Origin of the sequence: Acetobacter garciniae (genome assembly GCF_017377735.1) — a bacterium.
In the GTDB taxonomy this organism is placed as follows: domain Bacteria; phylum Pseudomonadota; class Alphaproteobacteria; order Acetobacterales; family Acetobacteraceae; genus Acetobacter; species Acetobacter garciniae.
The window spans coordinates 338,090-353,493 of record NZ_JAFVMH010000002.1; the positions used below are offsets into that span (position 1 = coordinate 338,090).

11 protein-coding genes are annotated in these 15,404 nt (G+C 65.7%); 4 read left to right on the top strand and 7 right to left on the bottom strand.

Annotated features, from left to right (window positions below; genetic code table 11):
* Positions 1-79: 79 nt before the first annotated feature.
* Positions 80-1,105 carry an MraY family glycosyltransferase gene (locus J2D77_RS05410; RefSeq protein WP_207845280.1) on the bottom strand — a complete coding sequence of 342 codons (1,026 nt, stop codon included), beginning with the start codon at positions 1,103-1,105 and terminating at the stop codon, positions 80-82.
* 65 nt (positions 1,106-1,170) lie between these two features.
* On the opposite strand from J2D77_RS05410, the gene J2D77_RS05415 reads away from it, so the two are divergent.
* The 3 genes from J2D77_RS05415 to J2D77_RS05425 are packed head-to-tail and all read left to right on the top strand — an operon-like array spanning position 1,171 to position 4,910.
* Positions 1,171-3,297: a polysaccharide biosynthesis protein gene (locus J2D77_RS05415; RefSeq protein WP_230975532.1), complete on the top strand. Its 2,127-nt coding sequence runs from the start codon at positions 1,171-1,173 to the stop codon at positions 3,295-3,297.
* The gene (locus J2D77_RS05420; RefSeq protein ID WP_207845281.1) at positions 3,294-4,439 is read left to right on the top strand and encodes a DegT/DnrJ/EryC1/StrS family aminotransferase; all 1,146 of its coding nucleotides are present in this window, start codon (positions 3,294-3,296) and stop codon (positions 4,437-4,439) included. Before J2D77_RS05415 ends, J2D77_RS05420 begins: the two co-directional genes overlap by 4 nt.
* Positions 4,440-4,445: 6 nt before the next feature.
* Complete coding sequence (locus J2D77_RS05425; protein ID WP_207845282.1) at positions 4,446-4,910, top strand: hypothetical protein; 465 nt, start codon at positions 4,446-4,448, stop codon at positions 4,908-4,910.
* A 273-nt stretch (positions 4,911-5,183) separates the two neighbouring features.
* On the opposite strand, the gene J2D77_RS05430 is transcribed toward J2D77_RS05425, so the two are convergent.
* From J2D77_RS05430 to J2D77_RS05445, 4 genes are all read right to left on the bottom strand, one after another.
* Positions 5,184-6,467: an MFS transporter gene (locus tag J2D77_RS05430; RefSeq protein ID WP_207845283.1), complete on the bottom strand. Its 1,284-nt coding sequence runs from the start codon at positions 6,465-6,467 to the stop codon at positions 5,184-5,186.
* 334 nt (positions 6,468-6,801) lie between these two features.
* Positions 6,802-8,163, bottom strand: a complete 1,362-nt coding sequence (locus J2D77_RS05435; RefSeq protein WP_207845655.1) for a dihydroorotase — start codon at positions 8,161-8,163, stop codon at positions 6,802-6,804.
* A 70-nt stretch (positions 8,164-8,233) separates the two neighbouring features.
* Positions 8,234-9,631: a glutathione-disulfide reductase gene (gorA, locus tag J2D77_RS05440; protein ID WP_207845284.1), complete on the bottom strand. Its 1,398-nt coding sequence runs from the start codon at positions 9,629-9,631 to the stop codon at positions 8,234-8,236.
* 233 nt (positions 9,632-9,864) lie between these two features.
* On the bottom strand, positions 9,865-10,761 hold the full coding sequence (locus J2D77_RS05445; protein ID WP_207845285.1) for a ferredoxin--NADP reductase: 897 nt from the start codon (positions 10,759-10,761) through the stop codon (positions 9,865-9,867).
* A 405-nt stretch (positions 10,762-11,166) separates the two neighbouring features.
* On the opposite strand from J2D77_RS05445, the gene J2D77_RS05450 reads away from it, so the two are divergent.
* The gene (locus J2D77_RS05450) at positions 11,167-13,566 is read left to right on the top strand and encodes a helicase-related protein (protein WP_207845286.1); all 2,400 of its coding nucleotides are present in this window, start codon (positions 11,167-11,169) and stop codon (positions 13,564-13,566) included.
* Positions 13,567-13,750: 184 nt separating this feature from the next.
* On the opposite strand, the gene J2D77_RS05455 is transcribed toward J2D77_RS05450, so the two are convergent.
* Both J2D77_RS05455 and J2D77_RS05460 read right to left on the bottom strand, forming a co-directional pair.
* Positions 13,751-14,698 carry an SDR family oxidoreductase gene (locus J2D77_RS05455; RefSeq protein WP_407927090.1) on the bottom strand — a complete coding sequence of 316 codons (948 nt, stop codon included), beginning with the start codon at positions 14,696-14,698 and terminating at the stop codon, positions 13,751-13,753.
* A complete protein-coding gene (locus J2D77_RS05460; protein WP_207845656.1) occupies positions 14,698-15,360 on the bottom strand; it encodes a DedA family protein in 663 nt (220 codons plus the stop codon). The genes J2D77_RS05455 and J2D77_RS05460 overlap by 1 nt, the downstream gene beginning before the upstream one ends.
* Positions 15,361-15,404 lie beyond the last annotated feature (44 nt).

A 15,404-nucleotide genomic window follows, 5' to 3' on the forward strand; every position in this document is an offset into this window, starting at 1 on the left:
TGTGCCTGTTCGCGCCAGCCCTGTGGCCCAGCCCGTTCGCAGATCGGCCGGGGCTACAGGGGGCAGGGCGTTCAGGCTGCTACCACGGCCCGACCGGGTGGCGGCGCGTGCGCGCAATGGCGTAGGCCGTCCAGGCCAGTTGGGGTGGCAGGACCAGGGCGGTGGCTGCGAGCAGGCCCGTTTGCCAGGGCAGATGGGCCACGGTGCAGGCCACAATGCCGCCCCATGCCGTAAAACCCCATTCCATGGCCGAGATCGCAGATGCGCTGACACCGCTGCGATGCAGGACCTGGTACAGATGGCCCCGATGCGCCTGCACCACGGAATGCCCGCCAAGCTTGCGCCGGGCCAGCGTGAACAGCACGTCATAGGCCAGCGGGGCCAGCACGGTCGGGCCGAACAGCCAGCCCGATGGCAAGGGCGTATGGCGTGCCACATACAGGGCGGCCGTACCTGCCAGAAGGCCGCAGCCCTGGCTGCCCACATCGCCCAGGAAAATACGCGCATGCGGGAAATTAAAGGGCAGGAAACCCGCCAGGCAGCAGGCCAGCAGCAGGGCCGTGCCCCTGGCCCCGGGCACGCCCAGCGTGGTTGCGCCCCCAGCCAGGGCAAGGGCCGCCACCAGCAGGCAGCCTGCAACCAGGCCGTTCAGCCCGTCCATGAAATTGACCGCGTTGCAGATGAAGACCAGCCACAGTACGGAAAAAACGGTGCCGCCCAGCGGGGTGGGCCAGTCCAGTGCCAGCCCGCCGCCCACCACAAGACCGGCCGCGGCACATTGGGCCGCGAATTTTATGGAAGGCGGCCACTGGTACACATCATCCAGCCAGGAAACGCCGCAGAGCAGCAGCAGGGCAGCCCCCGTCATGACGGTGCTCAGCGAAAAGACCGCCTGCCCGCTTGTGGCCTGCAATACCGGCCAGACAAGCAGGAATGCGACCATGACACCGACCCCACCCCCCTTGGGTGTGGGCCGCACATGCGCGCTGCGGTGGCCGGGATGGTCGAGCACGGCCAGGCGGATCATGGCGCGCACGAGTGCAGCCGACAGCAGTGCTGCGCAGAACAGGCAGAAAAACGCCACAGCGGGCAAAGAAAAGGGCATGAAGTACTGCTATCTGGTTTGTGCTGCTTCTAGGATGTCAGGTGCTAGGCTATAGGTGCAAGATAATGGCATCGCAACGCTCCAAGGCACTGCATCGTAACCCCCGGCTTCGGCCGCTGAACAGAATAGCCGTGAACGTCCTGCTCGATGGTGTTCTGGCTGCGCTGGCAGCCCCCGTCGCGCGCTGGCTGGCCGCCCCGCAGGACGGGCTTTTGCACCCGCTCTGGTTCGTGGCCGGCGGGGCGATCACGCTTGTCGTCAGCGGCCTGCCGTTTCGGATGCCGCAGCAATACTGGCGTTTTTCGGGCATGTCCGATCTTATGGGCATTGCCGGTGCGTCCATCGCCAGCGCCGCGCTGTTTTCCATCGGCCTGGTGCTGACGGGCTTTTCCCTGCCCAGCCCGACCTTTCCCGTCATTTACGCGCTGGTGCTGCTGGTGGCCCTGGGTGGGCTGCGCGTGGCCTACCGCCTGGCCCACAGGCGGCGCCTGCGCAGCGCCGAACAGCACCGCGTGATCCTGATCGGGGCGGATACTGCGGCCGATATCTACATGCGCGCCCTCGACCGTGCGGGGCAGGGCGGGATCAAGATCGTGGGTCTGGTGGCCCTTGGCACGCATCAGGCGGGGCGGCGTATCCATAACGTGCCCATTCTGGGCCATGTGGACACGCTCCCCACCATTCTGGACCGGCTGGACAAGGCGGGTGGCCTGCCCGAGTCCCTTGTCATTACAGACCCCACATTCCGGGGCCGGATGCTCACAGCCGTGCTGGACGCGGCCGTGGCGCACGGTATTGCCGTGCTGCGCGCCCCCGTGCTGACCGACCTGGCCCCGGCCGAGCGGGTGCAGTTGCGGCCCGTCCCGCTCGAAGACCTGCTCAACCGCCCGCAGGTGGCACTGGACCTGGACGGCATGGAACGCCTGATCGGCGGGCAGACCGTGCTGGTCAGCGGGGCTGGCGGCACCATTGGCTCCGAACTGGTGCGCCAGATCGCGCGGCTGGGGGCCAAAAGGCTGATTCTGCTCGACCATGGGGAATTCGCGTTGTGGCAGATCGATGTCGAACTGGCCGAAACCGCGCCGCATATCCCGCGTGAGGCAGTGGTGGCCGATGTGCGTGACGCCGGGCGGATGGATGCGCTCATGGGCCATTTCCGCCCCGATCTGGTGTTCCATGCCGCAGCCCTGAAGCATGTACCCATTGTCGAGGCCAACCCGGCGGAAGGAATTCTGACCAACGTGCATGGCACGCGGGTGGTGGCCGATACCGCCGCCCGCCACGGCGTGCGCGCCATGGTGGTGATTTCGACCGACAAGGCGGTCAATCCCTCCAGCCTGATGGGCGCGTCCAAGCGGGCGGCGGAAATGTACTGCCAGGCGCTGGATATCAAGGCGCGGACCAGCCCCACCCCCGGCGGCATGCGCTGTATCACGGTGCGGTTCGGCAATGTGCTGGGTTCGACCGGCTCGGTCGTGCCGCTGTTTCGCCGCCAGCTTGAACGCGGCGGGCCGCTGACGGTCACCCATCCCGACATGCGCCGCTATTTCATGACCGTGCCCGAGGCCGTGGGGCTTGTTCTGCAGGCCAGCGTGCGCGGCATGGCGGGCAAGGATGGTTCGGGCACCGATACGCTGCTGCGGCATGGCGGCATTTTCGTGCTGGATATGGGCGAGCCGGTCAGGATCGTCGATCTGGCCCGCCAGATGATCCGCATGGCAGGTCTGCGCCCTGAAGAGGACGTGGCGATCCGCTTCACCGGTTTGCGGGCCGGAGAAAAACTGTATGAAGAACTGTTCCACGGGCGCGAGGCCCCGGTTCCCACGGATGCGCCGGGCCTGCTCATGGCCACGCCGCGCGTGGTGGACTTGGCCGAAGTCAGCCACGTGGTGGAGCGGATGACACACAGCGCGCGGATGGGGGATATCAAGGCGGCTTTGCGGGATTTGGCGGCCCTGGTGCCGGAATTCGATCACAACCCCCATGGAGAGGTGCGCAAAGCCCCTGCCCATGTCGGGGCAGCCGATCATGCCCAGCCCAACGGCCGCGCCGGCGGGGACAAGGCCGGCGACCCGGGGACCAGCCCATCAGGCACCCCACCGGGCATCCCATCGGGCACCCAGCCTGCCGCCTTGCCGGGCGGGCCGGTGGCCCCTTTCAGTACCGATGGCACGGAACAGGTAGCGTCATGAACAGTGCAGACAACAGGCCCATTGCTTTTCTCGATCTCGCAGCCCAGCAGGCGCGGCTGGGGCCCGCCTTGCGCGCAAGGATCGATGCCGTGCTGGCGCATTGCCGGTTCGTGATGGGGCCCGAAGTCACGGAACTGGAAGACCGCCTGGCCCAATGGTGCGGCGCTGCGGAATGCGTTGCCGTATCCTCGGGCACGGATGCATTGCAGATCGTCATGATGGCCGAAGGCATCGGCCGGGGGGATGCGGTGTTCCTGCCCGCCTTCACCTACACCGCAACGGCCGAAGTGCCGCTGGTGCTGGGGGCGGTGCCGGTTTTTGTCGATGTCGATCCCGATACGTTTCAGATCGACCCCGAGCATCTGCGTGCGCGCATCCGCGCCGTGCGTGAAGCGGGCGTGCTGCGCCCCCGCGCCATCGTGGGGGTGGATCTGTTCGGCCAGCCCGCCCCGTGGGATGCCCTGCGCGCCATCGCGCAGGAGGAAGCGCTTTTCCTGCTGGCCGATTGCGCCCAGTCCTTCGGGGCGGAACTGCACGGCAAACCCCTGGGGCGGGAGGCCACGGCCACCACGCTGTCGTTTTTCCCGTCCAAGCCGCTGGGTGGTTATGGCGATGGCGGCGCGATCCTGACCGACGATCCCGAACGCGCGGCCCTGTACCGGTCCCTGCGCACGCATGGGGAGGGCACGACCCGCTACGAAGTGCTGCGCACCGGCATGAACGGCAGGCTGGATACCTTGCAGGCGGCTGTCTTGCTGGCCAAGCTCGATGACTTTGCCCGCGAACTGACCCGGCGTGATGAAATAGCCACGCAGTACGACAAGGGCCTGGCCCACGTGGCGCAGGTACCCGTACGCGTGCCCGACAGCCGCAGTGCCTGGGCCATTTACGCCATTCTGCTCAAGGACAGTGCGGCGCGTGACGCCCTGCAGGCCCGGCTGAAGGAAAAAGGCGTGCCCTCGGCCATTTATTACCCATTGCCGTTGCATTGGCAGCCTGCCTACCGCCCGCATCATGACGGCACGCCCATGCCGGTGTCAGAAGCGCTGGCCGGACGGATTCTGGCCCTGCCCATTCACCCCGAACTGACGGATGAAGACGTGGCCCGGGTTATTGCTGCTGTGTGTGCTCAGGAAGGATAGTTGGGAATGCGCAAGGAAACGGCGTTCATTATCGGGTTTGTGGTCTTTACGGTCAGCACGGCGACACTGATCTGGACGTTCGCATTGCCCAATTTCAAGCCCGTCACCTTTCCGCAGGTGGTCAGCGGTTCGGTGGATGTGGGGCCCATGCACCGCACCCGGGCGCTGAGTGCGGATGAAATCAAGACAGTCAACGACTGGACCACGCACCACAAGTCCGGCTGGGGGCCGCTCAGCCGCACGCCGCCTTCCTCGGGGGATGCGCATCTGCTGCTCAAGGATGCGCAGGGCAAGGACGTGATGGTGCTGACCCTGTGGACCGGGATCAGTGCTGCCGACTGGAATTCCACCGTGTTCGTGGAATCGCCCGATGGCACGCAGGTGCATATGGAAAGCTTTTCCAACAAGGAATTCGCTCCCCTGCGGATGATTGTCGACCGCTTTCCCTACCACCATTCCGGCTACCCGTAACGCGCCAGGCCTGGGTGACGGCCCTGCGGCCAGACCCATGTTGGGGTCGTATGATCGGATGATGTTGCGCGGGCTGGCCCGATGGCTGGCCCCGATGCGCAACTGCTGAAGAACAGGCCGGGATGGGACTGGCCGGACAACCGGACCGGATGGATGGTCTGACCATGCAGCAAGCCCAGCCCACTTGCCCATACCCTTGGCAGACGCCCCCGCGTGAGTGGTGCCGGGGAGTGCTGTCTTCCTTCAGCTTTTTGCGCGACCGGGGGGGCGGGGTCAGCCTTCCCGGGGCGAGAACCACAGGGCGATGCCGCCGACGACCGCGGTGAGCGCCACATAAATGGCCGGGGCCACAGGTGTGTGCAGTGTCAGCGAGGAAATGGCCGCAGGCGTCAACCCGCCCGAAATCGCGTAAGACAGGTTGTAGGATAGCGACAGCCCCGAAAAACGCACCTTGGCGGGAAAAGCGCGCAGCATGCCCACCGGCACCAGCCCGATGAAGGCGCAGCTCAGCCCGCTCAGCCCCGCCCAGAACACCAGCGTGCCCGGAAACAGCGGGGACATGCCATAAAGGCCGAACGCGCCGAGAATCAACGCCAGAGCGAAGGTAACGGCCAGCGTTCTCATGCCGATGAAATCGGTCAGGGCCCCCGCCGTGACAACCCCGATCGTCAGGCAGACCGTCGCACTCAGGCTGGCCACCATGGTCTGGGCGGGGGGAATGTCGTGCAGGCTCTGCATCAGCGGGGGCATCATCAGCACGACGACGATACCGCCTGCCGTCAGGGTCCAGGTCGTGAGCATGGAGCACAGAATGGCCCGGCGGTGTTCGCGCAGCAGAATTTTCACGGGCAGTGTTTCGGCCGTTTCCGCACGGGCATGCATTTCGCGGAAAACGGGTGTTTCCTCCAGCCAGCGGCGCAGTACCATCGCCCCGAGGCCGAATATTCCGCCGATCAGGAAGGGAATGCGCCAGCCCCAGTTGGCCACGTCATCGGCGGACAGCACCACGTTCAGCACAAGGATCACGACCGAACCCAGCAGGATGCCCCCTGTAAGCCCGCCGGTCAGCAGACCCGCGGCAAGCCCGGCCCGGTGTGGGGGCGCATGTTCACTGACGAACACCCAGCCCCCCGGCGCTTCCCCGCCGATGGCAGCACCTTGCAGGACGCGCATCAGCAGCAGGCCGAGCGGGGCGGCGGCCCCAATGGTTTCGTAGCTGGGCAGCAGGCCGATCAGCAGCGTGGGCACGGCCATCAGCAATACGCTGAAGGTAAAGACCTTCTTGCGGCCCGCGACATCGCCGAAATGCGCCATGATCACCCCGCCCAGCGGCCGGACAAGGTAGCCCGCGCCGAACAGCCCGAACGCTTCGGTCTGGCGCAGCCATTCGCTCTGGCTTGCGGGGAAGAAATGGGTCGCGATCAGCTTGGCCAGGAAGGCGAAAATGACAAAATCGTAGAATTCCAGCGCCCCGCCGAGCGAAGCCAGGGCAAAGGTCCTGAGCTGGGAGCGTGAAAGGGCAGCCGATGGCACCGCCGTTGCTGATAAAGACGACATGATTGCAAGTCCGTAACGAAGGGGCCAGAAAGATTCGGTTCGCGCCGAGAGCACGGTCCGGGTGGCGGTGTTTACAAGTGGATGCTTATAAAAGGGGAGGAAACGCCCCGTCCATGCTGTTTTTGGCCCGATCCTGCGTTCAGGCCGCTGGAATGCGCGTGCGACACCCAATGCCGCTCGGCCCTAACGCTAATGCCAGTCCCCTCCGGCACTGCCGATATCGGTCGGGCTGGAAATCAAAGAAAAGTTTTTGGTGAAGCTTTTTCCAAAAGCTTCAAAGACCGCTCCCTTTCTGAAAACAGGGGACACCCAAAAACTTTTCTTCTTTTACCGATCAGGCAGGCCGGTCGGTCGCATCGAACAGGAAGGGCTGGCCCACGGCCGTGTCCGCCAGGGTGCCCTCCCACATGACCTGATGGCCGCGAATGATCGTGCCCACGGGCCTGCCGGTAATGCTTTGCCCGGTAAAGGGCGACCAGCCGCAGCGCGAGGCCAGCCAGTCTTCCTCGATCGTCCAGCGGGATTTGAGGTCGACCACTGTGAAATCGGCATCGTACCCCACGGCAATACGGCCCTTGCGCACCAGCCCGAACAGGCGCTGCGCCCCGGTGCAGGTCAGGTCCACCAGGCGGCGCAGGGTCATGCGGTGGTGGGCGACGTGGTCGAGCAGCAGCGGCAGCAGGGTCTGCACGCTCGGCATGCCCGAGGGGGATGCGGGGTAGGGGCGGTTCTTGGCTTCCAGCCCGTGGGGCGCGTGGTCGGAACCGATCACATCGGGCAGGCCCTGGCTGACCCAGTGCCACAGCCCTTCGCGGTGGGCGCGGGAGCGAATGGGCGGGTTCATCTGCGCCAGCGTGCCCAGGCGGGGATAGGCGTCTTCCGCGCACAGGGTCAGGTGCTGGGGGGTCAGTTCGCAGCTTGCGATATCGCGGTGCTGGGCGATCAGTTCCAGTTCCGCCGGGGTGGTCACATGCAGGATATGCACGCGCCGCCCCGTCTTGCGCGCCAGGGCCAGCACGCGGCGCGTGGCGCGCAGGGCGGTTTCATCGTCCCGCCATACGGGGTGGGAGGATGCATCCCCTTCCACCCGCTCGCCCAGCCGGGCCTTCAGCCGGGCTTCGTCCTCGGCGTGGATGGCAACGCGGCGCTGGCCGGATTGCAGCACACGTTCGAGCATGGCGTCTTCGGATACCAGCAGGTTGCCGGTGGACGAACCCATGAACACCTTGATACCCGCAGTACCCGGCAGTTTTTCAAGCATGCCGCAGTCATCGGCATTGTCCACCGTGGCACCCACGTAAAAGGCGTGTTCGCACCACATGCGGCCTTTGGCGCGGGCCAGCTTGTCGGCCACGGCCGCGGGGGTGGAGGTCGGGGGTTTGGTGTTGGGCATTTCGAACACACCCGTCACCCCGCCCAGAACCGCCGCGCGGCTGCCGGATTCGAGGTTTTCGTTCTCCTCCGCCCCGGGTTCGCGAAAATGCACCTGCGTGTCGATCACGCCGGGCAGGATGGTCAGCCCCGTGCAGTCGATCACGCGCGCGGCCGGGGCTTCGCCCCCCAGCGCGCTGATCAGCCCGTCGCGCACATAAACGGTGGTCTGCACCGTGCCGTCGGGCAGGACGACCGTGCCGTTTTTAAGGGCCAGGTCATGGCCCCTGCCGGTCTTGCCAGGGGGGTTCGGATCGGTGGGCAGGTCGGGGGTGCTGGAAGCCACGGTCTTTGTCCTTGCGTCTGTGCGGCCGGTGGGGGCGGTATCCTGCCGGTCAGCCGGTTTTAAGGGTTTCGCGCGTGCGGGTGCGCATGGTCACCAGTTCCTCGGCCGAGGTGGGGTGAATGCCGATGGTGCGGTCGAAATCCGCCTTGGTCAGCCCCGCAGTGACAGCCACCGCCACGGCCTGGAGCATTTCTGGTGCGTCATCGCCAAGAATATGCACGCCCACCACCTTCTGGCTGGCCTGGTCCACCACCAGTTTCATGACCGTCTTGCGGTCGCGCCGCCCGCCCAGCGTATGCCGCATGGGGGTAAAGCGCGCGATATAGATATCCACCGTGCCATTCTGGGCGGCTTCCGTTTCGGTCAGCCCCACGCTTGCCACGGGGGGGGAGAAGAACACCGCCTTGGGCGTTGTGGCGTAGCACCATTGCCGGGGTGGGGCGGTGCCGAACAGCCGGTCCGCCAGGGTATGGCCTTCGGCAATGGCCACGGGGGTCAGGTTGATGCGGTCGGTCACATCGCCAATGGCGTAAATGCCCGCATGCGCGGTCTCGCTGCCTTCGTCCACCTGGATGCGGCCGTTCTCGACAGTGACGACCTGGGTGTTCTCCAGCCCCAGATTGTCGATCTTGGGCCGTCGCCCGGTGGCCAGAAAAACGCAGTCGGCCCGCAGGCTCTTGCCGTCATCCAGGGCCAGGACAAGATCCGCCCCGTCGCGTTCAAGCTTGACCGGGTTGGTATGGCGGTGCTGGGTAATGCCGCGCACGGCAATGGCTTCGGACAGGGCGGTGCGCATGTCCTCGTCAAAGCCGCGCAGGGGCAGGTCGCGCCGATAGACCAGATCCACGCGTGAACCCAGCCCCGCGAAAATTCCCGCGAATTCGACCCCGATATAGCCGCTGCCCATCAGCACCACGCGCTGGGGCCGCTGGGGCAGGTGAAAGGCCTCATCAGATGTAATGGCCAGCTCGACCCCCGTGAAATCCGGCTTGAACGGGGTGGAGCCGGTCGCGATCACGATCCGCTCGGCCGTGACGGTGTGCGGCGTGGCCGACGGGGCCAGTTCGGAAGGTTCGATCCTGAGCGTATGGCCATCCACGAAGCGGGCATGGCCGGTCAGCAGCGTGACCCCCGCCTTTTCCAGCATGGACACATAAATGCCGTTCAGCCGCGTAATTTCACGGTCCTTCGCGGCGATCAGCGTGGGCCAGTCATGTGTGCCCGGTGTGGTGTTCCAGCCAAAGCCGTGGCTGTCGGTCACCATGTCGCCAAATTCGCTGGCCTGGACCATCAGCTTCTTGGGCACGCAGCCCAGGTTGACGCAGGTGCCGCCCCAGTGGCGGCTTTCCACCACTGCCACGCGCGCGCCATAGCCTGCGGCCACGCGTGCGCAGCGCACGCCGCCAGACCCCGCCCCGATGACAAGAAGATCGAAATCATAGGCCAAGCTGGGGCCCTCCTGCTGTTGCGGTGACGAAGGGACTGTATTCAGACATCAGTCGTCGGTCTGGCAGGCCCGCCACGAAAAAGGGGCCTGCGGGAATGGGGTCGTCGGGCCTGGAACAACACGGCGGCAACAACCGGGCTTTGAACCGGCTTTTGAGCCGCCTTCGGGCGCGCGGGCTGGGCTCCCGGCCGCCGGTGCTGGCTGGCCGGGCTGCTTGCCGCGCGCCGCTTTTTTCAGCGTTCGGCGAAGGCCTTTTCCACCACGTAGGAACCGGGGGTGGACATGTTGCCTTCATCGAACCCGCGGGCCTGGAGCAGGGCTTCCGTATCGGCCAGCATCTCGGGCGATCCGCAGATCATGACGCGGTCATGCTCGGGGTCCAGTGCGGGGATCTTCAGGTCGGTGAAGATCTTGCCGCTTTCGATCAGCTTGGTGATCCGATCGGTCACGGCAAAGGCTTCACGCGTGACGGCGGGGTAGTAGAGCAGCTTGCCCGTAATATCCTCGCCCAGGAATTCATGCTTGGGCAGTTCGTGGCGGATATGGTTGGCATAGGCCAGCTCGCCCGAAATACGCACCGTATGGCTGAGAATCACATGCTCATACCGTTCGTAGCATTCGGGGTCCTTGATCAGGCTCATGAACGGGGCCAGCCCCGTGCCCGTGGACAGGAAATACAGGTTGCGGCCGGGGCGCAGGTTGTCCAGCAGCAGCGTGCCGGTGGGCTTGCGGCCGATCAGCACCGTATCGCCCACCTTGACATGGCGCAGGCGCGAGGTCAGCGGCCCGTCGGGCACGGCGATGGAAAGAAACTCCATCTCGTCCGCATAGTTGGGCGAGGCAATGGAATAGGCGCGCAGCAGGGGCTTGCTGTCCACCTCGATCCCGATCATGGCGAACTGCCCGTTCTCGAACCGCAGCCCGGGGTCGCGCGTGGTGGTGAAGGTGAACAGCCGGTCGGTCCAGTGGTGCACGCTCAGCACCTTGGCGGGATACAGGTTGCCGTATTCCTTGGTCGGCGGGGCAAGATGCCACACGCCGTCCTGGCCTTCCACCGGCAGCAGGCTGCTGGGCACTTCGGAGGCGGACATCCGGGGGAGAACGTCGTGTGCGAAAATGGTTTCAGACATGGACCGCTTTGTACTCCGCTTGTAGCAGATCAGAAAGGAATGGTCCGGCTGGCATGGCGCGGGCCGTCATGACACCGGAGAGTCTTGAACGTTGGCGGCGTTTTTAAGGGGCGGGGCCCCGGAATGCCAGTGCAAATTCATCACGGGACCTGTTCGCGCGCGTCAAATGTCCTACGGTGCGGGGTATAAAACCCGCAAAGTACGTGGTTTTCTGGTGGAATAGGCAGGCGGAACCGGCTTGGTGCGGAGCGGGATACGGCCGGATTCCAGCGTTTTTCGACAAGGCGGTGCAGGCCGTGCAAGGCAGGGGGCAGCCCGTCTGCCCGGCCCCGGTTTTTCTTAAATTTTCGGGACCAGCCCGGCTTGGCATTGTTCCCGCGCGTGGGATGACGCAAGAGTAGGCGCATGACCTCAGACGATCCCATTTCCGGCCGCCCGATCTCTCCCGCCCGGCAGGCCCTGGCCCATGTCATGGCCCGCACCGGCCTTGTGCCCGAAAGCAAGGAAGAGCCCGAAGTCCTGCGCAGGCTGGCCCGCGCGCTCGAACCGGGCATGCAGGACGTGGCGGACGAGAAATACCGCCATATCCTGTGCGTGGTGCGCCAGAAGAAATGGATTTCCCGCCTGCTGGACCGCACCCGCCGCAGCGGGCGTGTGTGGATCATGCGGGCCGAAATCGAACAGGCCGTGGCCGGAATTACCGACCCCACGGCCGATGACGCAGCCCTTGAACGCGCACTGGCCCCGGTGGCCGAAGCCCGGCTGCGCGAATACGGCACTTCCCCCCGCGCGGCGTTCGAGGCCGTGCAGGCCGATCTGGTCGATACGGGGCGTGTGCTGTCCCCCGTCCAGACCGACCTGCTGCTGATGGCCATTGCCGTGGCGTTCGGCCTGGGCGCGGACGACCCGTTCCTTGAAACGGCAAGGCGTGAGGAAAGCCGGCGGCAGAGCACCACCTCCCGCATCGAGAAAGTGGCGCGCGAGCGGCGTGAGCAGGAAGAACAGCACCTGCGCACATGGGAGGAAAGCCTTGTCCCGTTCAGCGAGGTGCCGCGCCTTTTGCATTGTTCATCGCGTGAAGCCCTGCGCTGGATCGCTGAAAACCGCCTGCCCGTGGCCCGCAAGGTGCTCGAATCCGGCGGCCGGGAACGGTGGGAATTCGACCCCACGGCCCTGGTGGCCCTGCGCACCCAGCTACCCGAATGGCGGCGCGGTTCGGGCCGTGACGGGGCGGGTCATGCCGGTGGGCCCGGCGGTTCTGGCGGCCCCGGTGGCGCGGCCCCCCACGCCCCGGATATGGGCCGCAAGGTGGCCAATGCCGTCATCGCCCGGGTGGCGGCACTGGACCGCTATGCCGCGCATTTTCGCACGGCCCGCGCGCTCAATCGCCGGATCACGCTGGTAACGGGGCCTACCAACAGCGGCAAGTCCTACACGGCGCTGAACGCGCTGGCCCAGGCCGAAAGCGGGCTTGCCCTGGCCCCCCTGCGCCTGCTGGCCCACGAATTCCGCGAAGCGCTGGCCGCGCGCGGGGTGGAGGCATCCCTGTCCACGGGGGAGGAGCGGATTCTCGTCCCCGGCAGCCGCCATCTGGCCGCCACCGTGGAAATGTGCCCCTTCTACAGCCCGGTTGACGTGGCCATTATCGACGAAGCGCAGATGCTGTTCGACACCGACCGGGGTGCCGCCTGGACGGCGGCCATCATGGGCGCACCGGCCCGCCACCTGTACGTTCTGGGTGCGGCGGACTGTATTCCCATGGTGCGGCGCATTGCCGAACTGTGTGGCGACCCGCTGGACGAAATCTCGCTCGAACGCAAAAGCCCCCTGCGCGCGGCATCGCAGCCGGTAAGGCTGGCCGACCTGGGCTCGGGCGATGCGCTGATCGCGTTCTCCCGGCGCGAGGTGCTGGACCTGCGCGCCTCCCTCATGCAGCACGGCAAGCGGGTGGCGGTGGTGTATGGCGCGCTCAGCCCTGAGGTCCGCCGGGCGGAAGCCCAGCGCTTCAACAACGGGCAGGCCGACATTCTGGTCGCGACCGATGCCATCGGCATGGGGCTGAACCTGTCCATCAAGCGGGTGGTGTTCGCATCGCTGAAAAAATACGACGGCCGGCAGACACGGGATCTGAGCGTGCAGGAAGTCAAGCAGATCGGCGGTCGCGCGGGGCGTTTCGGCAAGCACGAAACCGGCGTGGTGGCCGTGCTGGCCGGGGCGGGCAGCCCGTCCTTCGTGCGCCGCCAGTTGGAGGCCGATCCCGAACTGCCAGCCGACCTGCGCCCCTTCGTGCAGCCGGATGTGGATATCGTCAAAGCCGTGGCGTCCGAAATCGGGTCTCAGAGCCTGTATGGCGTGCTGGCGCGTATCCATCGCGCCGTTCTGCGCAAGGACGATCCCAATTACCGCCTGTCGGACATGGAGCAGGCCTTCGCCATCGCCTCCGCCCTGGAAGGGGTGGAAGGGCTGGACCTGTCCACGCGCTGGGCCTACGCCATGTGCCCGGTCGATGACCGCGACAACGGCATTCGCCGTCTGGTGGGGTGGGCTGCGGACCATGCGGCGGGGCGCAAGGTGCTGCCCCCGGGCAGCGGGCACCTGCCGTCGGCCGAGCGCGCGGGGCGCGAGGAACTGGAACGGGCGGAAAAGCGCCACAAGCGGCTGGTGGCCTGGCGCTGGCTGGCCCTGCGCTTTCCCGATTTCTACCCCGACCGGGAAGAGGCCGAAGATACGACCCGCCGCCTGAACGACTGGATCGAAAGTGTTCTGCGCCAGCAGAGCAGGGCCCGGCGCACGCAGAAATTTTAGTACTCGCAAACGCTCCCAGGGGGCCAGCAACAGGCGTGTTGATAAAAGTTTTTGGTGAAGCTTTTTTCAAAAGCTTCAGGGAACGTCACCTTTTTGAAAAAAGGCGACACCCAAAAACTTTTGTTTTTTATCAACATGTTATTTTGAAAGCGGGTCCTTGGCACATGCCGTGGTGGACCAACAGCTACAGCACCCCGGTCAGCCGTTCGGAAATATCCCATAGTCTTGCTGCCGTGCTGGCCTTGCGGGCGGCGGCCGGCATATGGGCGGGTCCGGGTGGGCCGCGCCGTTCGCCAACACCTTGGGGGCCGTAGTAATCCCCGTCCCGCGCGGTGGGGGCAAGGGCTGCGTACAGCAACGGTTCGGCCCCCCGCGCGGCCGACTGGCCCAGCACGCGCAGGATGACATCGCCCAGCACCTGTTCGATCCTGCCCAGGGGTGCGGGCAGGCTTGCGGCCTGTCCGTTGCGGATGATGGAGGTCGCGGCCCAGCCGGGATGGGCCGCGCGCGCATGGATGTTCCAGCCGTTTTCACCCGCGCGGCGGGCCAGTTCCAGGGCGAACAGCAGGTTGGCCAGCTTGCTCTGCTGATAGGCCCCGAAGGGGCTGTAGCGGTGGCGGCTTTGCAGGTCATCGAAATGGATGGTGTTGCGCCCCGCCGCCAGGCTTGCCACGGCCACCACCACCCCACCCTGGGGGGCAGCTTCAAGCAGGGGTCGCAGGTGGCCGGTCAGGGCGAAATGGCCCAGATGGTTCACACCGAACTGCAATTCGAACCCGTCCGCCGTCTCGCGCCTGCGGGCGGGGGCCATGACGCCGGCATTGTTGATGAGAATATCCAGCCTGTCGGTCTCGTTCCCCACCAGGGCCGCGCAGTCGGCTACCGAACGCAGGCTTGCCAGGTCGAGCGGGAGCAAGGTCGCCACCACCTGCGGGCATGCGGCGCGGATCTGGTCCAGTGCGGCATTGCCCCGGCGCATGTCACGCACGGGCAGCAAAAGCCTGGCCCCCCTGTGCGCAAGCCCCAGCGCCACCTGCAGGCCCAGCCCGCTATTGGCCCCGGTGACCAGGGCCACCTGCCCGTGCAGGTCCGGCTTGGCGGCGTCTACCCGCCACGGATGCCTTGCCCCGATCATGGGTGCAGGACTTTCAGGCGTTCGTCATGCTCGGCTGCCTTCATGGCTTCCTCCGTCAGGCGTTTCTCGTTGCGTTTGAAGAAGACGAGTGCCGTGAGAATAAGGACCACGGCGATCGCGCCGAATGCCAGGGCGAACCAGCCCGAAAGCCGTATGATCTGGCTGCCCAGCATATAGGCGCAGAACGCGTAGCCGCCAGCCCAGAACAACCCGCCCAGCGCATTATAGAACAGGAACGAATGCCACGGCATCCGGTTCGCCCCGGCCAGCAACGCCACGAACATGCGCAGCACCGCGATAAACCGGCCCAAAAAGACCACCGGCCCCCCGTGCTTGAGAAAGACATACCGCCCCAGCAGCAGTCTTTGCGGGGTCAGCCCGAATTTGGGGCCGTATTTGCCCAGAAGCTTCAGGCCCAGCGCATGGCCGATCAGGTAGCCCAGGTTGTCGCCCATGACCGCACCCGTGACCCCCGCAATGATCACCCCTTCGATCTGGAGCTGGTGGGTGGTCGCACAGAACAGGGCGCCCGTAATCAGCAGGCTTTCGGCAGGCAAGGGAAGCCCCATGCTTTCCAGCATGACCACCACGCCGATCACGCCGTAGCCGTACCGGGCGAACAGGCTGATCAGGTAATCAAGCGAAAAGAAGGTTTCCAGAGCGTGTACCAGGATGAACGATCCAGTTCAGGGAATGAGAACGC

Bases quoted from the DNA above. Each gene is read 5' to 3' on its own strand.
- J2D77_RS05410 (WP_207845280.1), bottom strand. From the start codon at position 1,105: ATGCCCTTTTCTTTGCCCGCTGTGGCGTTTTTCTGCCTGTTCTGCGCA.
- J2D77_RS05415 (WP_230975532.1), top strand. From the start codon at position 1,171: ATGGCATCGCAACGCTCCAAGGCACTGCATCGTAACCCCCGGCTTCGG.
- J2D77_RS05420 (WP_207845281.1), top strand. From the start codon at position 3,294: ATGAACAGTGCAGACAACAGGCCCATTGCTTTTCTCGATCTCGCAGCC.
- J2D77_RS05425 (WP_207845282.1), top strand. From the start codon at position 4,446: ATGCGCAAGGAAACGGCGTTCATTATCGGGTTTGTGGTCTTTACGGTC.
- J2D77_RS05430 (WP_207845283.1), bottom strand. From the start codon at position 6,467: ATGTCGTCTTTATCAGCAACGGCGGTGCCATCGGCTGCCCTTTCACGC.
- J2D77_RS05445 (WP_207845285.1), bottom strand. From the start codon at position 10,761: ATGTCTGAAACCATTTTCGCACACGACGTTCTCCCCCGGATGTCCGCC.
- J2D77_RS05450 (WP_207845286.1), top strand. From the start codon at position 11,167: ATGACCTCAGACGATCCCATTTCCGGCCGCCCGATCTCTCCCGCCCGG.